Below are 20,732 nucleotides of genomic sequence, written 5' to 3'. Positions count from 1 at the left end.
CGCACGACGCGTGCGGAGCCCCGGCCCCGTCGAGCCTGTGACCGCCCCGCTTCGGTTCCGCGGCCCCCTGGCCTCGGCTCCGCGGCCCGAGGTTCCCGCTTCGGCTTCGCGGCCCCCCGGCCTCCGCCCCGGCTTCGCGGCCCCCGGCCTCCGGCCTCCGCCCCGGCTACGCGGCCCGCGGCCCCGCTCCGGGCCGTGGTCCGGTCACTGGGAGCGGCCGCGGTCCTCCAGATAGCGCGTGTGCGTCTCCTGGCGCCGCGCCTCGGCCTCCCGCAGGGCCGTCGCCAGCCGGTCCGCCTCCTCGTGCAGCAGGGTGAGCTGCCGCTCCAGGTGGCGTTCCGGCGGCTCCGTGCCGGGCGCCAGCCGGGTCCACCACCGGGTCCGTACGAAGGTGTCGACGGCCTCCGGGATGTCCTGCCGGACGGCGCGGGAGAGCGCGTGCACACCCTCCGGGTCGCGCGCGAGGACCTCGGCGACCCAGCCGGGATCCAGCAGGGCGGCCAGGAGTTCGCCCAGCTCGGTGAGCCGTCCGGCGGCCGCCGGGGGCAGCTCGACACCGTCCAGGTACGCGCGCAGGGTGGCGAAGTCCCGCCGCAGTTCCTCCAGTTGCACGGAGGGGTCGGGGAAGTCCGGGAGCGGGGGCCGCTCCGGCGGCGCGATCAGCGCGCCCGCGCCGTACAGGCCCGCGACGACCACGGGCCAGTACGCGCCCGCGAGCCCCGTGAAGGTCAGCACGAGCCCGCCGATCCCGCAGGCGCTGCCCGCCAGGTTCTTCCGGGACTCCAGATAGCCCACGAACCTATTGGTAGCCACGGATCTCCTCGAAGGCGCCGTCGAGCGAACCCTTGCGGGCGTCGAAGAGCCGGCCGCCGGTCAGGTCGGCGATGTGCCCCAGCTCGTTCCGGTCGGAGTCGCCGAAGAGGATCGGGAAGACGGGGATCTCCCGCTGCGCGCCGGACAGTTCGCGGTAGAAGACGTCGAAGTGCCCGGCCTTCGCCCCCGTCGTGTTCTCGCCGTCGGTCATCAGCACGATCGACGTGAACGTGTCGTCGTCGGTCCCCAGATGCTCGTACGCCTTCTCCAGCGAGGTGTAGATCGCGGTGTCGCCGGAGGCGCTGAGCGCCCGGGTGTCCGCCCGGATGCCGTCGAGCCCGGCGGCCGGGTCGGCGGGCCGCACCAGATGCGTGCGGACGCTCTTGACCCGTGATCCGAACGGCATCAGCGTCACCTCCTCGCGTTCGCGGAAGTCGCCGGTCAGCGAGGTGAGCGCCTTCTTCAGCCGGTCGAGCCGGCTGCCGCGCATCGAGCCGGAGGTGTCGAGGACGTACACCGTCCGGGAGGGCCGGCGGAGCTGGTTCTCGTAGGCGTCGAGGAGCCGGTCGGCGACGGACCGGCTGCCGGGGAAGGGGAGTTCGCGCCGCCTGCTGGTGTCCAGACCGGCCGCCGGGGCGACGGAGGCGACCACCGGGCGGCGCAGGGTGCGCTCGGTGATGACCCGCTGGACGGCCGGGGTGCGCAGCTCCTCGGTGAGGCGGCGGACGGTCTCCCGGGTGTCCTTGTCCGTGGCGGCGAGCGAGGAGACGGGATAGTCCGCGGTCACCACGCCGTCGCGCGGCCGGATGACCGTCAGGTCCTTCATCCCCTTGAGGACGGACTCGTAGTTGAGCAGGGCGTCCACGGTGCCGCGGCGCCGGTACGCGCTCGCCAGCCAGCCGGAGGACCCCGAGGTGAGCTTCTGGCCCTTGAAGAACTCCTTGAGGCGGGGAGTCGCCCGGTCCACGTCCGCCCCGGTGAGCGCGGACTGCGCGCCGGACAGCCCCGACGCGACCGAGATCAGGGTGGAGAAACCGGAGTTGGAGCGTGCCGGGTCCGTCATGCCGTAGGTCAGCCGGCCCTCCGCGACCGCCTTCTCCACCTGCGGCCAGGTGACGTCGTCCGGCTTCCAGCCCAGGGCCCGCACGGTCGCGGGCTTCACCCCGATGGCCACCGGGCTCGACATGACCGGCGTCTCCGAGACGACCTTCCGCGCCGCCTCGGGGCGCAGCCGCAGATAGTCGTTGGAGGACAGCCACAGCGCGTCGTAGGAGCCGTCCACCTTGCCGCGCGCGAGGAGGTCCACGGCGGCGAGGGTGCCCAGGTAGGTGGGGCGGACCGTGATGCCGGTGTCCTTGCGGACCTGGTCCAGCACCGGCTGCATGTCACCGAGTTCGCTGGAGGCGAGGACGCGCAGGGTGCCCGGCCGGGGCGCGTCCGTCCCGGCCGGTCGTTCCCCCGGCGGGTGCGACGTGCACGCGGTCAGCAGCGCGAGTACGGCGAGAGCGGTCAGCCGCGGTCTCATACGGACCCTCCGTCCAGTGCGCCCCGCGACCTGCTGCGCTCCAGGTGGACACTCGCCTGCTGGAGTTCCGAGGTCAGGGACTCCACCGTCGCCGCCATCGACTCGGTGGCCTGCACCTTGTAGGTGTCGATGGCGTCGAGCGTGCGGTAGATCTGCTGGAAGGCGGTGCGCAGGGTCTCCGCGCCGACGGCCGGGTCGGCGGCGATGCGCTGGATCTCGCCGCTCTGCGTGGCGAGCATCTCGGCGTTGCCGCGGATCAGTTCCTCCGTGGTGCCGCGCAGGGCGTTGACCTGGTCGACGACCTTGCGCTGGTTGTCGAGGGCGGAGGCGAGCATCACGGAGATGCGGAGGGCGGAGACCGTGGTGGTGGCGGCGCGGTCGACCCCCTTGATGAGTTCGTCGTTGTTGCGCCGGACCACGTCCATGGCCAGATAGCCCTGCGCGCACACCGCGAGCTGGGTCAGCAGGTCCTGGTGCTTCTGGCGGACCGGGAAGAGGACGTCGGAGCGGAGGGTGTCGGCCTGCGCCGGGTCGGCGGTGCCGACGCCCGCGATGTGCTCCTCGACGGCCGTGTCGAGCGCCTGGGTCAGCACCACGTACTCCTGGAGCTTGCCCATCGTCTCCCAGAGCCGGACCCGTTCGGTCTGCAACGCGGCGTTGTCACGGCGCAGTTCGTCCTGGCCGCCGCGCAGGGAGCCCACGATCTTGTTCAGGGTGGCCTGCGAGGAGGCGTACTTGGCGACGTGGTCGCGCAGCCTGTTGCCGCCCGGCAGCCGCGACAGGAGCTTGCGCCCCTTGCCCGCGGGCAGCTCGCGCGGGTCCAGGTCCTCGACCACGCGCCGGAGTTCGACGAGCGAGCCCGCGACGTGCGACTGGGCGTCCTCGCCCTTGGAGGGCAGGCTGCGCAGGGTGCGCTCCAGCATGCGGTTGGACTGGGCGGCGGCGGACCGCATCTCGCTCGCGCCGAGACCCGCGATCTCCCCGACCTTGCCCGCGAACTCGGGCGAGCGGGCGTCCAGCGAGGCGAGTCCGCCGATGTACTCGGTGGCCCGGCGCGCCATCTCGTCCTGCACGGACGGGTCGACGGGCACCAGCCCGCCGGCCTTCTCGCGCGGCACGGGCGCGACGGCCTCCGGCGGCGTGAGGGTGAACGTGTCCTCGGTGCTCATGATGTGCTTCCCCCCTGGCCCTTCGCCCGGCGTGCCATCTCGTGCAGTACCGCCGAGGCGGGCACGGGCGCCTGCCGGACGCCGGTCAGACTCTGGTTGATGTAGGTGGCGTGGGCGGCGGTCGCCGCCGTGAACTCGGCGCTCGCGCCCTGCGGCCGGAACCCGTGCCGGACGGCCAGCCGGCGCAGAACCGGGTCGCTGCTGAGGAGTTCACCGAGCGCGCGGCCCGCCTCCGTCAGCGGCACGACGGTGTGGTCGCTGTTCGCGGTGGTGTCCGGGTAGAGGACGGTGAGGTCACCGGCCTCCTGGCCCTGGGCGAGGAGCGAGGCGACCTGTGACTCGTACACGAGCACGAGCGGGTTTCCGGCCCCGCTGACGAAGTCCCGGAACGCGGCGTCCGTGCTGGTCTGCTGGGCGCCCTGGACGCTGATGAGCTTGCGCATCAGGGGCGCGGTGCGGTCGACGGCGGCGGTGTCCGCGGCGACCCGGCCGCCGTCGGCGACGTACGAGGCGGCGGCGAGGTAGAGCGCGCCCGAGTTGGAGCTGGCGGGGTCGGTGGTGGCGATGTAGAGCGTGCCGGTCAGTTCGCCGTGCGCGGATGCCCCCTTGAGCTGCTGCCAGGTCCGGTCGTGCCGGGCGGCGTCGAGGTACGCGGCCATCTTGAGCGTGCCCGAGCCCTTGCCGAGGGTCGCGAGCCCGTTCGCCGCGAGCACCTCGGCGGCGCTGCGGTGGGCGACGACCACGAGGGGCGAGTAGAACGGGCGCGGCAGCGGCTGGCGCGCGTGGTACTTGGCGGCGAGCTCGTCGGCCGGGGCCTGGCTCGAGGGGAAGGCGAAGTCGTACCCCTTGAGGTCCAGGCCTTCCATGGCCCAGGACCCGGAGGTCTCCGTCCTCACGGTGTAGCCCTTGGCGGCGAGGGCCTTCACCACGTCGGGGTCGGCGAAGAACTCCGCCTTCTCCGAACCGATCACTCCATGCACGGTCTTCGTTGCCGTGCCCGTGTCCTGGCCTTCGCGGCCCGCTACGACGGCTGCTGCCACGCCGCCGATCAGCAGGACCGCCAGGACGATTCCCACGATGCGTCTCACATCGAGGAGAGTGCTCCCGGAATGCAACGTTCCCGGAGGTGCCGGGTGAACGGGGAGTGACCGACCTATCCCGGTATGCAACCGGAACGGGTGCCTCCCGCGGGCGGGGCCCGGGGCCCGGGAGTGCCGCCGGTCAGGGGGCCGGCGAGGGGAGGGCTGGGCGGCGCCGGCCGCCGGAGGGGGTGTGTGGCGCCCGGTCCGCGCGTCGCTGCGGGTGCACGCGGACCGGGGCCGTAGGGGGGAGCGCCGGGCTCAGCGGGAGGCGAGGGCGCGGGGGTCGCCGGCCAGGGCGTGGGCGTCCATGCGCTCGGCGGCCAGGATCGCGGCCGCCGTGTCCGCGCGGGAGGCGGCGACGACCAGGGCGCGGCCGGCCAGGGCGTGGGCGCGCTGGTGGAGCGCGGTGGCGCGGGGGCCGGGGGCGGCGGCGGGCGCGCGCACCGGCGCCACGCCGCCCCGGAGCCGCGCCACCTGGTCGGCGAGCCGCACGGCCGCGGTGTCCAGGTCGGCGGAGGGCGCGAGCGCGCGGATCTCGTCCGTGACCGCGAGGAGGGCCGCGAGATGCCCGGCGAGCTGGATGTCCAGCTCCTCCTCGCGTGACCGGTGCGGGAAGTCCGAGGGCGTGCCGGTCGCCGTGTGGACCGACGGGGTGCGGATCGGTTCGTACATGGGACGGCCTCCTGTGCGCTCGCAGGAAACCATCCTAGCTTGGATTTCGTCTAAAGTTGAGCCAGGTCGCGGATCTGGGCCCGGCGGGACACGCAGGGTGAGGGTCAGGGCTGGCTGTAGCCGTCCAGGAAGCTGCCGATCCGGGTCACCGCGTCGGTCAGGTCGCCGACGGTGGGCAGCGTGACCACCCGGAAGTGGTCGGGCTCCGGCCAGTTGAAGCCCGTCCCCTGGACGACCATGATCTTCTCGCGGCGCAGCAGGTCGAGCACCATCTGCCGGTCGTCCTTGATCTTGAAGACCTTCGGGTCGAGCCGGGGGAAGAGGTACAGCGCGCCCTTCGGCTTCACGCAGCTCACCCCCGGGATCCGGGTCAGCAGTTCGTAGGCGACGTCGCGCTGCTCCTTCAGGCGCCCGCCCGGCAGGACGAGCTCGCCGATGGTCTGCCGGCCGCTCAGCGCGGCGACCACGCCGTGCTGGCCCGGCATGTTCGCGCACAGCCGCATGTTCGCGAGGATCGTCAGGCCCTCGATGTAGGAGTCGGCGTGGGCGCGGGGCCCCGAGATCGACATCCAGCCGACGCGGTAGCCGGCCACCCGGTAGGCCTTCGACATGCCGTTGAAGGTGAGGGTGAGCAGGTCGGGGGCGACCGCGGCGGTGGGGGTGTGCGTCGCGTCGTCGTACAGGATCTTGTCGTAGATCTCGTCCGAGCAGACCAGCAGGTTGTGGCGGCGGGCGATGTCGGTGAGCCCGCGCAGCATCGCCTCGTCGTACACCGCGCCCGTCGGGTTGTTCGGGTTGATGATGACGATCGCCTTGGTGCGGTCGGTGACCTTCCGCTCCACGTCCGCGAGGTCGGGCATCCAGTCGGACTGCTCGTCGCAGCGGTAGTGGACCGCGGTGCCGCCGGACAGGGACACGGCCGCGGTCCACAGCGGGTAGTCCGGCGCCGGTACGAGCACCTCGTCGCCGTCGTCGAGCAGGCCCTGCATCGCCATCACGATCAGCTCGGAGACGCCGTTGCCGATGAAGACGTGCTCGACGTCCGTCTCGATGCCGAGGGTCTGGTTGTGCATGACGACGGCCCGGCGGGCGGCCAGCAGGCCCTTCGCGTCGCCGTAGCCGTGCGCCGAGGAGACGTTGCGGAGGATGTCCTCCAGGATCTCCGGCGGGCACTCGAACCCGAAGGCGGCCGGATTGCCGGTGTTCAGCTTGAGGATCCGGTGCCCCGCTGCTTCCAGCCGCATCGCCTCCTCGAGCACCGGGCCCCGGATCTCGTAACAGACGTTGGCGAGCTTGGTCGACTGGATCACCTGCATGTCCGTGAGCTTACGGCCGCGTAACGCCCGGTGGGGCGTGTTTTCCACCACGTGAGACGTGGTGTTTTGGGTGCCTTTCGTCCCGCGTCGCGCCGTGCCGGCACCTCGTGGCCCCCCGGGGCGCCCGCTCCCGTCCTGGTGGAACGGCCGACCGGTGCCCCGGGCCGGGGCACGGCCCGGAGCTCGGGCGCGGGCGCCCGGGGGCCGGTCCCGGCCGCGGGGCGATTCCTCCGAACGGGTCGGTGAGCGCACCCGCGCGGCTTCCCCGGTGCCCGCCCGAGGCCGGAAACGCCTTCTTGTCCGTCCCGTCCCCTCGCTTCACAATGCACATGACAAAACTGGCCGTGGCCGGAAGACCTCCGGCCGCCCAAGTCGCAAGAGGGGACCCCCACATGAGAAAGCCTCTCGTCGCCGCGTTCTTCGCCCTGGTGATCGCCGGGGCGGGCGTGGCACCCGCGGTCGCCGCCGCCCCCGCCCACGCCTCCGCACCGGCCGCGCAGGCGCCCGCCGCGCAGGCCTCGGCCGCCCGGCCGACGGCCGGGCGGGCGCCCGCCGTCCAGGCCGTGACCTACGCCGGCACGGTCGCGCTCAGCAACTGCTCGGGCTCCGTGATCCGCATGCCCGGCTCCGCCGACAGCGATCCGGCGCTCGTGCTGTCCAACGGCCACTGCCTGGAGACGGGCTTCCCGGATCCGGGCGAGGTCGTCGTCGGCCAGTCCTCCACGCGTTCCTTCACCCTGCTGAACTCGGCGGGGACGGGCGTCGCGACGCTGCGCGCGAGCAAGGTCGCGTACTCGACGATGACCGACACCGACATCACGATCTACCAGCTCACCCGCACCTACGCGCAGATCAGGAGCTCGTACGGGATCAGCGCGCTCACCCTCAGCGACACGCACCCCACCGCGGGCACGGCCATCAAGGTCGTCTCCGGCTACTGGAAGCGCACCTACAGCTGCAACGTCGACGGGTTCGTGTACCGCCTCAAGGAGGGCGGGTGGACCTGGAAGGACTCGGTCCGTTACACCTCCGCCTGCAACACCATCGGCGGCACCTCGGGCTCGCCCGTCATCGACAACGCCACCGGCAAGGTCGTCGCCGTCAACAACACCGGCAACGAGGACGGCGGGCGCTGCACGGTGAACAACCCGTGCGAGGTCGACGCGAGCGGCAACGTCACCGTCCGCCAGGGCATCAACTACGCCGAGGAGACGTACCAGATCGTGCCGTGCTTCGGGACGGGCAACCAGCTCGACCTGAACGCCCCCGGGTGTGTCCTGCCCAAGCCGTGAGTCCCGCGGGGCGGGCGGTCAGGCCGTACGGCGGACCGACCGCCCCGCCAGGACGCCGGTGCGCCGCCCGTCCTCGATCACGAAGCGCCCGTCGACCAGCACGTGCGGGATGCCGGCGGGGAGGGTGCGCGGCGCCTCGAACGTCGACCCGGCCGCGACCGTGGCCGGGTCGAACAGGACGAGGTCGGCGCGGTAGCCCTCGCGGACCAGACCGCGGTCCGGCAGCCGCAGCCGGGCGGCCGGGCGGCCGGTGAGGTGGGCGACGCACTCCTCCAGCGAGAGGACGCCCAACTCCCGCACGTACCGGCCGAGATACTGCGGGAACGTGCCGTAGGCGCGCGGGTGCGGCTTGTCGCCGCGCAGGATGCCGTCGGAGCCGCCGGTGTGCACGCGGTGCCGCATGATGGCGCGGACGTTCTCCTCGTGACCGACGTGCTGGAGGATCGTGGCGCCGAGCCGGTCGTCGAGGAGGAGGCGGCGGGCGGTGGTCCAGGGCTCCTCGCCGAGCCGGTCGGCGGACTGCCGGACCGTGCTGCCGACGTACTCCGCGAGCGCCGGGTCGGTGACGCCGGAGATCTCGATGGTGTCCCACTCGATGGGGACGCCGTGGCAGCCGTCCGCGCCGACGACCTCCATGTGGTGCCGGATGCGCTCGGCGGTCGCGTCGTCCGCGAGACGCGCGAGGACCGCCTCGGGACCGCCCTCGCCCGCCCAGCTCGGCAGCATCGCCACGAGCGTGGTGCAGCCGGGGGTGTACGGATACGTGTCGAGGCTGATGTCCGCGCCCTCGGCGAGCGCGCGGTCCAGGAGGGCCAGCAGCTCGGGGGCCCGGCCCTCGTTCACCCCGAAGTTCATGGTGGCGTGGGCGAGATGGAGCGGGCAGCCGGCCGCACGGGTGAGGGCCACCATCTCCTCGTAGGCCTCCAGGGCGCCCGCGCCGTACGAGCGGTGGTGCGGGCAGTAGTAGCCGCCGTGCGCGGCGACCACCCGGCACAGCTCGGTGAGTTCGGCGTCCGGGGCGTACATGCCGGGGGTGTAGGTGAGGCCGGAGGACATGCCGACGGCGCCCTCCCGCAGGCCGTCGGCGACCAGCCGCCGCATGCGGTCCAGCTCCCGGTCCGTCGCCGGGCGGTCCTCCCAGCCGACGGCGAGCATGCGGACGGTGCCCTGCGGGATCAGGTACGCGGCGTTCACCGCGATGCCCTCGCCGCCGAAGCCGTGGTCGAGGCGGTCGAGGTACTCGCCGACCGAGCGCCAGTCGAAGTCGATGTCCTCGCCGTACCCGTTCCAGCCGGTGATCGCCCTGCGGACCTCGGCGAGCGTGCGGTCGTCCACCGGCGCGTACGACAGCCCGTCCTGGCCGATGACTTCGAGGGTCACGCCCTGGGCCGCCTTCGCCGTGTGCTCCGGGTCGCGGAGCAGGGCCAGGTCGCTGTGGGCGTGCATGTCGATGAAGCCGGGCGCCAGGACCAGGCCCTCGGCGTCCAGCACCCGGCGGGCCACCGGCCGCAGACAGCCGGCCGCCGCGCCCTCCTTCAGCACGGTGGTGATCCTGCCGCCCTCGATCCCCACGTCGGCGCGGTACGAGGGGCCCGCGGTGCCGTCGACGACCTCCGCGTCACGGATGACGAGATCCATCATGATGTGCGTCCTTTCCCGTGCCGGTCCTAGGTCGTGTCCGCAAAGTCTCGTCCGCCGGGTCCGCCCTCCGGGCGGACGACGCGACTTTGCCGACACGACCTAGAAGAACGTCCGTACGTAGTCCACGACCGTGCCGTCCGCCTCCACCACGGGGATCAGCTGCCACTTGTCGAAGGACGTGCACGGGTGCGACAGCCCCAGCCCCACCCAGTCCCCGACCTCCAGGTCCGCCTCGGCGGACGTGGTCAGCCACCCGTGCTGGTCCGAGAGACCGGTGACGGCGATCCCCTCGGCCGGGCGTTCACGGCCGTCGCGCCGGACCACCTGGGCCTCGGGCAGGTCGAGGTCGTAGGCCGCGTCCCGCTTGCCCGCGTTGACGAAGGCCTGCCCGGCGGAGGGGCGGGAGACGACCTGGGACCAGAGGCGGAACGCCGGGTGCAGGGCGCCCTCCTCGGGGACCCGGGTGAACGGCGTCAGCCGGCGGTAGTGGCCGTCGTCGTGCGACACGTACGCGCCCGAGCGCAGCAGCTTCAGGACGGGAGCGGAGAGGGCGGGGATCTCCGCGAAGACGTCCGCCACCGCGTCGAACCACGCGCTTCCGCCCGCGCTGACGACGATCTCCCCGGCCCCGGCGAACCGGCCCGCCTTGTCGAAGTCCACCGCGAGCGCGGTCAGCCTGCGCAGCCACGCGTGCACCCGGCCGGGATCGGCCTCCGGCACCTCGCCCTCGTACCCCGCCACGCCGACCAGCCGCAGCGTGGCCGTCGCGGCCACCGCGTCGGCGACCGCCGCGCACTCCGCCTCGGTGCGCACCCCGGTACGGGCGCCCTCGCCGGCGGCGAGCTCGACGACCACGTCCACCGGACGGGCACAGCCGTGCAGCGCCGCGTCCATCAGCTCGACCCCGCGCACCGAGTCGACGTAGCAGACGAAGCGGAAGTCCGGGTCGGCGGCGAGCTCGGCCGCGATCCGGCGCAGGGCCGCCGCGTCGACGAGCTCGTTGGCGAGGAAGACCCGCTGGACGCCGAACTCCCGTGCCACCCAGACCTGGTGGGGTACGGCGAGGGTGATGCCCCAGGCGCCGTGCCCGATCTGCCGGTGGAAGAGCTGCGGGGCCATCGAGGTCTTGCCGTGCGGGGCGAAGGCGAGGCCGTGCCGGGCGGCGTAGGACTCCATCAGGGCGAGGTTGTGGGTGAGGCGCTCGGCGGAGAGGGCGAGCACGGGGGTGGTGAAGCCGTCGTCGAAGAGATTGCGGCGCTGGGCGGTCAGCTCACCGACGGTCAGACCCCGGGCGTCCGGCGGCAGCCCCTTGAAGCGGTGGTCCACCCGGTCCGCCGCGAGGGCGGCGAGGCGTGCTGCGGCGGTGTCGGCGCCCATGGGGTCTCCCTGATGAGGTGTGTTGCAGATTGTGCAACGGTCATTGCGTATATCGCTCACTGCTGTCTAACATCCCAGCCGACGCAGGGTCAACGGTGCCGCCGGGCGCCGTCGGCCGCGAGAGCCGTGCGAGCAAGGAGCCCCCGCCATCGTGACCCCCACCGGACCCGCGGCTGCCGAGTCCCGTCCCGTCGACGGCACCCGTCCCGTCGACGTGGTCGCGCTCGGCGAGTCCATGGTCACGTTCCTGCCCTCCCGGCCGGGGCGGCTCGCCGACGTACCCTCCTTCGACCGGGGGATCGGCGGCGCCGAGTCCAACGTGGCGTGCGTGCTCGCGGCCGCGGGGCACCGCGTGAAATGGGTCGGCAGGGTCGGGGACGACGGGTTCGGCGACCACCTCGTCGAGGCGATCACCGCCTACGGCGTCGACACCTCCGCCGTCCGCCGCGACCCGCACCGCCCCACCGGGATCTACTTCCGCACCGCCGGCGACCGGGCCACGGACGCGCACGAGGTGCTCTACTACCGGGCCGGATCCGCGGCCTCCGCGATGTCCCCGGAGAACACACCCCGCGCCGAACTGGACTCCGGACGCGTCCTGCACCTCTCCGGCATCACCGCCGCGCTCTCCACCGACTGCCTGGCCCTGCTCCGCGGGCTGACCGCCCCGCGCCCCGGCCGCCCCCTCGTCTCGTTCGACGTCAACCACCGGGCCCATCTCTGGCGCGACCCCGAGACGGGCCGGACCGTCCTGCTCGAACTGGCCCGCCGCAGCGACCTCGTCTTCGTCGGCGAGGACGAGGCGGAGGAGGCGTGGGGCGTCACCGGCGGCCCCGACGCCGTCCGCGCCGCGCTCCCCGGACCCCGGACCCTGGTCGTCAAGCAGGGAGCGGGCGGCGCGACGCTGTTCGAACGCGGGGACGGCGCCGCGAGGGACGGCGCCGAAGGCGCGCGCGGCACGGGAACGGGCCGTCCGCACGGTGCCGGGCCCGGCGGCGACCACGACGACGAACCCCGCGCGGACACCGTCACCCGCGTCCCCGCCCCGCGGGTCGACGTCGTGGCGTCCACCGGAGCCGGGGACGCCTTCGCCGCCGGCTACCTGTCCGCCACCCTGCGCGGACTTCCCGCCCGGGACCGGCTGCGCCACGGCCACCTCGCGGCCGCCGCCGCCCTCACCGTCCCCGGCGATCTCGCCGCGCCAGCCTCCCGCGGCCACGCCGACCGGCTGGCCGCCCTGGACGACCGGACGTGGGGGACACTTCGACTCGGCCCCGGCTGGACCGCAGCCGCGACGCGGGCCGACGAGGAGGTACGTACCCCATGAGCCAGACCGTCGACCGGGCGCTGAGCATCCTGCCGCTGCTCGCCGAGGGACCCGCCGACCTCGGACAGGTCGCCGACCGGCTCGGCGTCCACAAGTCCACGGCGCTCCGGCTCCTGCGCACCCTGCACGAACACGGCCTCGTCCACCGCCAGTCCGACCAGCGCTACCGCCTGGGCGCCCGCCTCTTCGCCCTCGCCCAGGAGGCCGTCGAGAACCTCGACATCCGCGAGATCGCCCACCCCCACCTCGTACGCCTCAACGAGCAGTGCGGGCACACCGTCCACCTCGCGGTGTACGAGGACGACGAGGTCCTCTACATCGACAAGGTGGAGTCCCGTTACCCCGTGCGCATGTACTCGCGGATCGGCAAGCCCGTCGCCATCACCGTCGCCGCGGTCGCCAAACTCCTCCTCGCCGACCTCCCCGAGGCCGAGCGCCGCGCCCTCACGGACAAGCTCGACTACCCCCTGTACACGGCCCGTTCGACCCCCAACGCCGCCGCCTTCCGCAAGGAACTGGCCACGGTGCGCGAACAGGGCTGGGCCACCGACCTCGGTGGCCACGAGGAGTCCATCAACTGCGTCGCCGCGCCCGTCCGGGGAGCGGACGGGCGGGTCTCCGCCGCGATGTCGGTCTCCGCGCCCAACGTCGTGGTCACCGCCGAGGAACTCCTCACCCTGCTCCCGCTGGTGCGCCGTACGGCGGACGCCATCAGCCGCGACTACTCCGGAAAGCCCCCGAAGGACCCCAGCTAAGGACCCCCATGACCGAGAAGACCGCCCTCACCCCCAAGACGCACACCACCCCGCCCGCCAAGTTCTCCCACGGCGTCAGGAAGGGGAACATCCTCCAGGTCGCCGGACAGGTCGGCTTCCTGCCCGCGGTCGAGGGCGAGCCCCCCACACCCGCGGGACCGACCCTGCGCGAGCAGACCCTCCAGACCCTCGCCAACGTCCGCGCCATCCTCGAGGAGGGCGGCGCCACCTGGGACGACGCGATGATGATCCGCGTCTACCTCACCGACGTCGACCACTTCGCCGAGATGAACCAGATCTACAACGCGTACTTCGAGGAGCAGGGCCTCACCGCGCCCCCCGCCGCCCGCACGACCGTCTACGTCGGTCTGCCCGCGGGCCTCCTCGTCGAGATCGACGCGCTGGCCGTCCTCGGCTGACGCCGGGCCCCGCCCGCTCCCGCTCCACCCGCACCCCGCACGTCGTCACGGTGCGGCGCCCGTCCCCGGGGCGCCGCACCGCGATACCCCCTGCCCCGAAAGCCCCATGGAATTACGAGGTCCCCCTTGATGTCCCTGCTCGCCGCCGCCGCTCCCGAGACCCCACCCCACACCGGTGGACTCATCGCCCTCATCCACGGCACCGCCGGACTGCTCACGGTCGCCGCGCTCGGCATCCTGCTTCTCCTCTTCCTGATCATCAAGGTCAGACTGCAGCCGTTCGTCGCGTTGCTCGCGGTCTCCATAGCCGTCGGCCTCGCGGCCGGTCTCTCGGTCACCGAACTCTTCGGCACCGTCCAGCGTTCCGACGCCGTCTCGCTCATCGAGTCCGGCATGGGCGGCACCCTCGGCCACATCGCGATCATCATCGGGCTCGGCACCATGCTCGGCGCCGTGCTCGAAGTCTCCGGCGGGGCCGAGGTACTGGCCTCCCGGCTGCTCCAGATCTTCGGCGAGAAGCGCGCCCCGCTCGCCATGGGACTCACCGGTCTCATCTTCGGCATCCCGGTCTTCTTCGACGTCGGCATCTTCGTCCTCGCGCCGATCGTGTACGCGGCCGCCAAGCGCGGCGGCAAGTCGATCCTCCTGTACTGCCTGCCGCTGCTCGCCGGCCTGTCCATGACCCACGCGTTCCTGCCGCCGCACCCGGGTCCGGTGGCCGCCGCCGGTCTGCTCCACGTCGACCTCGGCTGGGTCATCCTGATGGGCATCGTCTGCGGCGTCCCCGCCGTGCTCGCGGCCTGGGCCTGGGCGGCCTGGATCGGCAAGCGGATCTTCGTCCCCGTGCCCCAGGACATGGTCGAGGCCGCCGACGAGGCGAAGGCCGCGCTGGCCGAGGAGCAGCGGACCGCGGGCGTCACGCCGCGCGAGGCGCCGGTGCCGCTCGGTACGGTGCTGGGCATCATCGGTACGCCCCTCGTGCTGATCCTGCTCGCGACCTTCTCCTCGATCGCCTTCGACCCCTCCACCGGCCGCTCGGTCATCGAGTTCTTCGGTCACCCCTTCGTCGCGCTGACGATCGCGCTGCTGCTCGCGTACTACCTGCTCGGCATCCGTCGCGGCTGGTCCCGGAAGTCGCTGGAGACGGTGTCCACCGCCTCCCTCAAGCCGGTCGGCAACATCCTGCTGGTGGTCGGCGCGGGCGGGGTCTTCGGCGCGGTCCTCAAGGGCAGCGGCGTCGCGCAGGCGCTCTCCGACACCTTCAACGACGTCGGTCTGCCGGTGGTCGTCCTCGCCTACCTGATCTCGCTGGTCCTGCGGGTCGCCCAGGGCTCGGCCACGGTCGCGATCGTGACCACGGCCGGCATCGTGGCCCCGCTGCTGACCGAGGGCGACCACTCCCAGGCGTTCGTCGCGCTGGTCATCATGGCCATTTCGGCGGGCTCGATCTTCGCCTCGCACGTCAACGACGGCGGCTTCTGGATGGTCGCCAAGTACTTCGGCATCAGCGAGCGGGACACCCTGAAGACCTGGACCGTCCTGGAGTCGGTGCTGTCCGTCGCCGGGTTCGCCGTGGCCGCCGTGGTGAGCGTGTTCGTATAACAGCCGCGCAGCGATCAGGGGCTGGCTGTGCCCGGCACAGGATCTTCGACCATACTGCCCGCTGTGGAGCAGCGCATAGGTTCGAAGAGCCAGCCCCTGGACGCCGCCGCGGTGAACCCGGCGTACATCCCCGGGCTCACGTCACCCGCCCCGGCGGAGCCGAAGGAGACGGTCGCCGAGGAGGCCGGGTCCGACACGGCGGCTGTCGCGGACGTCGCCCCCGACGCGGAGGTCCCGGCCGAGGCCTCCGTCAAGTCCGAGGAGGAGAAGGCCGATCCGGAGCCCGACCCCGAACCCGACCCGGACGGACCGGTCTTCGAGGCCTCCGACCGGCGCGCCTCGATCAGGGCCGACCACCGGGGCGTACTCCTCCGGCTGGACGACCAGGAGGCGGAGTTCCGCTGGGACGAGATCGGGGCCGTGGAGACGGAGTCGCCGCGCTTCGGGAAGCGGTTCACCGTCACGGTGCACACGCCCGACCGCCGTTGGTACCCGATCGAGATCGAGGCGACCGCCCGGGCACGCTTCAAGGAGTGGGAGGACCAGCTCGACGCGGTGCTGGACGCCTACTTCGAGGAGGGCGCCCCGGAGGCGGACGCCTCGGACGCGGACACCGTCGACGGGGACGTCACGGACGGGGAAGCCTCGGACGTGCGCGTCCTGGAAGAGGACGCCGCCGACGCGGACGCCGACGATGCCGCGACCGAGGACGTCCTCCGCAAGGACACCCCGGGCAAGGGCACTTCGGACGGGACCGCCCCCGGCAAGGACACCCCGTAGGCACGCGGTGAACCGCGCGGGCCGCCGTACGCGGCCGCGCGGTTCACCCGTGCCCGGCCGGCCCGGTCAGGCGCAGTACTGCGCCTCCTTGCCGATCGACCGGTACATGCAGTCCGCGTTCTCCAGGAGTTGGAGCACCGCGTCCCGGTTGCGCGAGGTCTCCCGCTCGATCACCTCGTCGGGCGGGTAGAACCCGCCGCCCGAACTGGACCCCGGGTACATCTCGAAGGTGAAGTCGAAGATCTTCTGGGTGCCCCAGAGGTAGTCGTCGATCGAGCCGTCGGTGATGTACAGGTCGCTCGACTGCTCCGGTGTGTAGCCGTTGCTCGCGGCCATCTTCCGTCCGACGGCCTTGAACGCCGCGGCGTCGTCCGCGGTCATGCCGGTCGTGGTGTCGGCCGTGGTGAACCCGAAGGGCCACAGCACGAGTTCGCTGTACGTGTGGAAGTCGATCCCCGCCCTGATCTGCTGCCTGCCGCCGACGACCCGGCCGCGCACGAAGTCGGCGACCACCTTCACCTCGGGCGCCGACTCGGCGGACGCGCCCCGGTAGGTCTCGGAGGACGTGGAGCCGGACGAGCCGCCGCAGCAGCCCCACCGGTGGTTCCAGTTGCGGTTGAGGTCGGTGCCGACGTACGAACTCCCGCTGTTGGGCTGCCGGTTCTTGCGCCACGAGCGGTACGAACCGGTGGCGATGTCGTACTCGCCGCCGTCCGGGTTGAGGTCCGGGACGATCCAGATCTCCCGGTTGTTCACCATGCTGGTGACCCGGGAGTCGCCGCCGTACCCGGTTCCCAGCTCGCGCAGCAGGTAGAGCGCCATCTCGACGGTCAGGTGCTCACGGGCGTGCTGGTGGAAGGTGAGGAGGACCTCGGGCTCGTTCTCGTCGGTCGCGACGTTGTCGCTGATCTTGACGGCGACGATGTCCCGGCCCTGGTAGGACTTCCCGATCACCCGCTTGCTCATGATGCCGGGGTACGCGGCGATCCGCTGGTCGATCTCCGCGTTCGCCTCGGCGTAGTTGTGGTACCTCGAGTCGGCCGAGGGGAAGTCCAGGAGGCGGAGGTCGCCGGGGCCGTTCGAGCGCTCGGGCGCGGAGCCCAGCGGCGAGACCTCGTAGCCGAGCCGGCGCAGCTCCCTGGCCTGGTCCGCGCGGCCGGAGACGACGACGGTCTCCTCGTCGGCCTCGTCCACGGTGACGCCGGTGCGCTGGATGGCCGTACGGGTCACCGGGGTGGTGCTCCGGTGGATCTCGTACTGGCGGATGTCGTCGGCCGAGGGCGCGGGGGCCTTGGCCCCGGTCGCGGTGGCGCTGGTGACCGATCCGGTGACGGGTGCGGCGAGGGCGAGGGCCAGCAGTGGGGCGAGGACGGCGGCCCGTCTGCCGCGCGTGCGAAGTCGCATGAAGTCTCCTTGTTTCTCCGGGAATCCGGGGGACCGGATGCGGGGGGACGGAGCTGGGGGGTGGGATCAGTGCGACGTGCGGGGTGCGGATGTGGCGCTCATGGTGAAGGTATGACATGAGCGGGTCAAGACTGCACAAAGGGTGGGCGCGCGGAATCGGCCGGAATCCGGCCGGCGGGGCGGGCCCGGAGCGGGCCGGGAAAGCCAGAAGGGGCGACCTCGTGGGAGGTCGCCCCTTCGGCCGGCCCCGTGGGGCCGTCCCGCCGGCCGCACCGGGCCGGCGGGTTCAGCCGAGCGCGTGCACGTGAGCGCCCACCGAGTTGGACCACGCGTTGCCCGCGGAGGCGTCCCAGTTCGTCGACCAGGTCATCGCGCCGCGCAGGTCCGGGTAGGTCCTGGAGGGCCTGAAGGAACCGCAGTTGGTGGTCTTCGTCAGACAGTCCAGGGCGTTGTTGACGACCGTCGGGGAGACGTAACCGCTGCCCGCGCCGCTCGTCGAGGCCGGCAGGCCGAGGCCGACCTGGGACGGGGCGAGGCCGCCCTCCAGCTGGATGCAGGCGAGGGCGGTCAGGAAGTCGACCGAGCCCTGCGAGTACACCCTGCCGTCGCAGCCCAGCATCGAACCGCTGTTGTAGTACTGCATGTTGACGACCGTGAGGATGTCCTTGATGTTCAGGGCCGTCTGGAAGTAGGAGTTCGAGGTCGACTGCATGTCGATCGTCTGCGGGGCCATCGTGATGATCAGGGACGAGCCCGCCTTGGACGAGAGCGACCGCAGGGCCTGTGTCATGTACGTCGCGTTGAGGCCGTTCTCCAGATCGATGTCGACGCCGTCGAAGCCGTACGTCTGCATCAGGGAGTAGACGGAGTTGGCGAAGTTCGCGGCGGATGTCGAGTCGTTGATCGACACCGTGCCGTTCTGGCCGCCGATGGAGATGACGACCTTCTTGCCCGCGGCCTGCTTGGCCTTGATGTCGGCCTTGAACTGGTCGACGGTGTAACCGCCGAACCCGGCGGAGTCCAGGTTGAAGGTCACCGCGCCCGGACTGCCGGTCGCGTCCGCGAAGGCCACCGCGATGATGTCGTACTGGGACTGGACGGCCGAGATCTTCTGCACCGTCGCGCCGTTGTTGAAGTTCTGCCAGTAGCCCGTGACGGCGTGCTTCGGCAGTCCGGTGCCGCCGCCGCCCGAGGTCGCGCTCGTCGTGCCCGTGACCGACGTCGACTTCGCCGACTCGCCGGCCGAGTTGGTCGCCGTGACCTGGAAGGAGTACGAGGTGGACGCTGTCAGCCCGGTCACCGTCGCCGAGGTCCCGGTCACCGCCGTCACCTTGGTCCCGGACCGGTAGACGTTGTAACCCGTGGCGCCCGAGACGGTGTTCCAGGTCAGGGAGACGGACGAGGAGGTGGTCGAGGAGACGGCCAGGCCGGCCGGGGTCGCGGGGACCGTGGGGGCCGGGTCACCGCCTCCTCCGCCGTCGGGGCCGAAGACCGAGAGGTCGTCGGCGTAGTACGCGGCCTGGCCGTACCACCCGTGCGTGTAGACCGTCACCGAGCTGGTCGACGCACCGGTGGTGAAGGTGGTGGACAGCTGCTTCCAGGAGGCGGAGTCCGGGGTCCAGGTCGACACGTCCGTGGTGCCCGTGCCGGTCACCCCGAGGTAGGAGTAACCGCCCTGCACCCAGGCGCTCAGTGTGTAGGTCGAGTTGGGCTTGACCTTGACGGACTGGGTGCACTGGGCGTTGTCCTGCCCGGCGGGCGTCGCCTTGAGCGCCGCCGAGCCGCCGTGCACGGGCGAGGACACCGTCGTGCCGCTGCCGGCGGAACAGGTCCAGCTGCTCAGGCCCGACTCGTACCCGCCGTTCTTGGCGTTGTTGACGTCGGCGGCCTGGGCCTGGCCGGCCAGGCCGGTGAGGGAGAGGACGGAGGCGGTGACTGCGGTGGCGAGGCCGACCGCCCATCTCCGTGCGGGCATGCGTGGGACGCGGTCCACTGGGTCCTCCGGGGAGGTGGGGAGGGATGGGGGGAGGTGAGGAACGGGGTGAGCCGGGAAGGGCTGGGGGAGCTGGGGAACGGGGTGAGCCGGAAGGGTTGGGGGGGAGCTGGGAAGAGCCGGGGAGCTGGGGGAGCGGGGAACCGGGAAGGGACGGCGGCGGACGGCCGGGATACGGAACGGCGGCCACCGTGGGATACAAGTTGGTCCAGACCAATCCCGTTGTCAAGACCTCGGGGAACGGCCGGAAATCCCAACACCCGTGCGACAGCGGTGACTTGTCGCGTATGCGCCTCACTCTCCGTTGATCATGCCCGCACCTTCCGTGAGATGATCTGGCTGATTCGGTGTTGAGCGGGCCATGCCGTGGATATGGTGCTGATGCAAGAGGACGTCACAGTGACGATCCGCGGCCGACTGTGGCCGTCCATGGCGAAACAGGGGCGATCCGTGGCGGTGGTTGACCACCTCGCCGCGGCGAACGGGGTGTGTGCAGCGTGCCGACCGCGATAGCCGTCACCAGTCCTGACCTGGTGCTGCCGCCGCACGACCGGCAGACCCCGCCGGCGGTCGTCCAGCCCCTCGACACCCTCGAAGCCTCCCTCACGGGAATGCACACGCTCATCGAGCAGCACGGATACGTGATCGCGCTCCTCCCGGCCTCCGTCGACACGGCCGTGACCCACCGTCTGCACACCGTGCGCTCCGTCCTGGAGAGCGACCGGATCGCACTGCTCGCCGTCGACCTGCCGCCGCTCGGACTCGCCCTGCTCGCCCAGCAGTTGCGGCAGCTGTCGGTCTGCGACTTCAGTCCGGGGGTGCTCGCCTCCGCCGCCCGGCTGCTCGCCCACTACATCTACGCCGGTGCCCTCCTCGGCTCGGTCGCCAAGCTCGACCGGGTGCCGGTGACCCTGAAGTCGCACGCCAAGTCATGGGTGCCGGGCGCCCAGTTCGCCGTACTGGCCACACCGCGGCCCCAGCTCGCGCGGATCGGCCAGGAGGAGATCGCGGGCCCGGAGTTCGGCACCCGGCTGCTGGTGGCCGCCGGCCAGCCGCCCTCGGACTGGGTCACGGCCACCCTCGCGCCCGCCTGGCGTGTGCAGAGCGTCGCCACCGTGCCGCTGCCCGAGGAGTCGGGGCGCTGGTGGGGCACCACCAAGCTCGCCGAGTTCGCCGCGGGCCTGTACGACGTCTCCGTGCTCTACCAACTCGTGTCGTCCGTCCGGCGGGAGGAGTGCCACTGGTGCGGACTCGAACTCATCGGTGACCGCTGCGGGTTCTGCGCCGCACCGCTGGCACCGCCACCGGAGCTTCCGACCGCCGCCGTGCGGGCATCCTCTCCAGTGCGTGCCCTGCCCCGGGGCATGACATAAGCCGCACAGGTCACATCGGGCGCGTCGTCTCCCCGGATCCCGGCACCACGGCTCCGTGGCACCACGACCCCCCAGCGACTCCCGACAGCACCCGCGCCACCCCACAGCACCCGCGCCACCCGACAGCACCACCACCGCACCGGAACAGCACCAGGCACGACCGCTCGACCCCGCCGTCCCCGCCCCACGATC

General features: G+C 72.2%; 17 protein-coding genes. 7 read left to right on the top strand and 10 right to left on the bottom strand.

From position 1 onward, the window contains the following. Positions 1-204 precede the first annotated feature (204 nt). From OG776_RS17310 to OG776_RS17285, 6 genes are all read right to left on the bottom strand, one after another. Positions 205-813 (bottom strand): hypothetical protein, encoded by a 609-nt coding sequence (locus OG776_RS17310; RefSeq protein WP_187285683.1) that lies wholly within the window; start codon positions 811-813, stop codon positions 205-207. Next, positions 800-2,338 carry a vWA domain-containing protein gene (locus OG776_RS17305; protein WP_148010215.1) on the bottom strand — a complete coding sequence of 513 codons (1,539 nt, stop codon included), beginning with the start codon at positions 2,336-2,338 and terminating at the stop codon, positions 800-802. Before OG776_RS17305 ends, OG776_RS17310 begins: the two co-directional genes overlap by 14 nt. Next, entirely contained in the window at positions 2,335-3,507 is a 1,173-nt protein-coding gene (locus OG776_RS17300) for a toxic anion resistance protein (protein WP_148010216.1), read from the bottom strand. The genes OG776_RS17305 and OG776_RS17300 overlap by 4 nt, the downstream gene beginning before the upstream one ends. Continuing rightward, positions 3,504-4,595 (bottom strand): substrate-binding domain-containing protein, encoded by a 1,092-nt coding sequence (locus OG776_RS17295; RefSeq protein ID WP_329321506.1) that lies wholly within the window; start codon positions 4,593-4,595, stop codon positions 3,504-3,506. The genes OG776_RS17300 and OG776_RS17295 overlap by 4 nt, the downstream gene beginning before the upstream one ends. Before the next feature lie 252 nt (positions 4,596-4,847). Further along, complete coding sequence (locus OG776_RS17290) at positions 4,848-5,261, bottom strand: SCO4983 family protein (RefSeq protein WP_148010218.1); 414 nt, start codon at positions 5,259-5,261, stop codon at positions 4,848-4,850. Between the two features lie 104 nt (positions 5,262-5,365). Further along, positions 5,366-6,577: a pyridoxal phosphate-dependent aminotransferase gene (locus tag OG776_RS17285; protein ID WP_148010219.1), complete on the bottom strand. Its 1,212-nt coding sequence runs from the start codon at positions 6,575-6,577 to the stop codon at positions 5,366-5,368. Between the two features lie 392 nt (positions 6,578-6,969). On the opposite strand from OG776_RS17285, the gene OG776_RS17280 reads away from it, so the two are divergent. Then, positions 6,970-7,869 (top strand): S1 family peptidase, encoded by a 900-nt coding sequence (locus tag OG776_RS17280; protein ID WP_329321503.1) that lies wholly within the window; start codon positions 6,970-6,972, stop codon positions 7,867-7,869. A gap of 18 nt (positions 7,870-7,887) precedes the next feature. Here OG776_RS17280 and OG776_RS17275 read toward each other — a convergent pair whose 3' ends face one another. Both OG776_RS17275 and OG776_RS17270 read right to left on the bottom strand, forming a co-directional pair. Then, the gene (locus OG776_RS17275; protein ID WP_329321500.1) at positions 7,888-9,510 is read right to left on the bottom strand and encodes an N-acyl-D-amino-acid deacylase family protein; all 1,623 of its coding nucleotides are present in this window, start codon (positions 9,508-9,510) and stop codon (positions 7,888-7,890) included. A gap of 99 nt (positions 9,511-9,609) precedes the next feature. Beyond that, entirely contained in the window at positions 9,610-10,887 is a 1,278-nt protein-coding gene (locus tag OG776_RS17270; RefSeq protein WP_329321499.1) for an amino acid deaminase, read from the bottom strand. 151 nt (positions 10,888-11,038) lie between these two features. Here OG776_RS17270 and OG776_RS17265 point away from each other — a divergent pair, with 151 nt between their 5' ends. The 5 genes from OG776_RS17265 to OG776_RS17245 all read left to right on the top strand — a co-directional run bounded on the left by OG776_RS17265 (position 11,039) and on the right by OG776_RS17245 (position 15,770). Next, positions 11,039-12,214, top strand: a complete 1,176-nt coding sequence (locus OG776_RS17265) for a sugar kinase (protein WP_329321498.1) — start codon at positions 11,039-11,041, stop codon at positions 12,212-12,214. After that, a complete protein-coding gene (locus OG776_RS17260) occupies positions 12,211-12,969 on the top strand; it encodes an IclR family transcriptional regulator (RefSeq protein ID WP_148010222.1) in 759 nt (252 codons plus the stop codon). Before OG776_RS17265 ends, OG776_RS17260 begins: the two co-directional genes overlap by 4 nt. Positions 12,970-12,977: 8 nt before the next feature. Next, positions 12,978-13,388: a RidA family protein gene (locus OG776_RS17255; protein ID WP_329321497.1), complete on the top strand. Its 411-nt coding sequence runs from the start codon at positions 12,978-12,980 to the stop codon at positions 13,386-13,388. A gap of 129 nt (positions 13,389-13,517) precedes the next feature. Beyond that, on the top strand, positions 13,518-14,990 hold the full coding sequence (locus OG776_RS17250) for a GntP family permease (protein ID WP_329321495.1): 1,473 nt from the start codon (positions 13,518-13,520) through the stop codon (positions 14,988-14,990). A 63-nt stretch (positions 14,991-15,053) separates the two neighbouring features. After that, the gene (locus tag OG776_RS17245; RefSeq protein ID WP_329321493.1) at positions 15,054-15,770 is read left to right on the top strand and encodes a hypothetical protein; all 717 of its coding nucleotides are present in this window, start codon (positions 15,054-15,056) and stop codon (positions 15,768-15,770) included. A gap of 66 nt (positions 15,771-15,836) precedes the next feature. On the opposite strand, the gene OG776_RS17240 is transcribed toward OG776_RS17245, so the two are convergent. Together OG776_RS17240 and OG776_RS17235 are read right to left on the bottom strand one after the other, a co-directional pair. After that, positions 15,837-17,174, bottom strand: coding sequence for a M14 family metallopeptidase (locus OG776_RS17240; RefSeq protein WP_329321491.1), 1,338 nt, complete (start codon positions 17,172-17,174; stop codon positions 15,837-15,839). Positions 17,175-17,460: 286 nt separating this feature from the next. Further along, complete coding sequence (locus tag OG776_RS17235; protein ID WP_329321489.1) at positions 17,461-19,149, bottom strand: chitinase; 1,689 nt, start codon at positions 19,147-19,149, stop codon at positions 17,461-17,463. A gap of 515 nt (positions 19,150-19,664) precedes the next feature. Here OG776_RS17235 and OG776_RS17230 point away from each other — a divergent pair. Further along, a complete protein-coding gene (locus OG776_RS17230; RefSeq protein ID WP_148010227.1) occupies positions 19,665-20,540 on the top strand; it encodes a hypothetical protein in 876 nt (291 codons plus the stop codon). Positions 20,541-20,732: the final 192 nt, after the last annotated feature.

The sequence above is a fragment of the Streptomyces sp. NBC_01689 genome (assembly GCF_036250675.1).
GTDB lineage: Bacteria > Actinomycetota > Actinomycetes > Streptomycetales > Streptomycetaceae > Streptomyces.
Note: the sequence above shows the minus strand (reverse complement) of the source record. Positions and strands in the feature narration are given on the sequence as shown.

Excerpts from the sequence above, each read along its gene's own strand:
- OG776_RS17305 (WP_148010215.1), bottom strand. The coding sequence starts at position 2,338 with ATGAGACCGCGGCTGACCGCTCTCGCCGTACTCGCGCTGCTGACCGCG.
- OG776_RS17300 (WP_148010216.1), bottom strand. The coding sequence starts at position 3,507 with ATGAGCACCGAGGACACGTTCACCCTCACGCCGCCGGAGGCCGTCGCG.
- OG776_RS17290 (WP_148010218.1), bottom strand. The coding sequence starts at position 5,261 with ATGTACGAACCGATCCGCACCCCGTCGGTCCACACGGCGACCGGCACG.
- OG776_RS17285 (WP_148010219.1), bottom strand. The coding sequence starts at position 6,577 with ATGCAGGTGATCCAGTCGACCAAGCTCGCCAACGTCTGTTACGAGATC.
- OG776_RS17280 (WP_329321503.1), top strand. The coding sequence starts at position 6,970 with ATGAGAAAGCCTCTCGTCGCCGCGTTCTTCGCCCTGGTGATCGCCGGG.
- OG776_RS17275 (WP_329321500.1), bottom strand. The coding sequence starts at position 9,510 with ATGATGGATCTCGTCATCCGTGACGCGGAGGTCGTCGACGGCACCGCG.
- OG776_RS17270 (WP_329321499.1), bottom strand. The coding sequence starts at position 10,887 with ATGGGCGCCGACACCGCCGCAGCACGCCTCGCCGCCCTCGCGGCGGAC.
- OG776_RS17260 (WP_148010222.1), top strand. The coding sequence starts at position 12,211 with ATGAGCCAGACCGTCGACCGGGCGCTGAGCATCCTGCCGCTGCTCGCC.
- OG776_RS17255 (WP_329321497.1), top strand. The coding sequence starts at position 12,978 with ATGACCGAGAAGACCGCCCTCACCCCCAAGACGCACACCACCCCGCCC.
- OG776_RS17250 (WP_329321495.1), top strand. The coding sequence starts at position 13,518 with ATGTCCCTGCTCGCCGCCGCCGCTCCCGAGACCCCACCCCACACCGGT.
- OG776_RS17240 (WP_329321491.1), bottom strand. The coding sequence starts at position 17,174 with ATGCGACTTCGCACGCGCGGCAGACGGGCCGCCGTCCTCGCCCCACTG.
- OG776_RS17235 (WP_329321489.1), bottom strand. The coding sequence starts at position 19,149 with ATGCCCGCACGGAGATGGGCGGTCGGCCTCGCCACCGCAGTCACCGCC.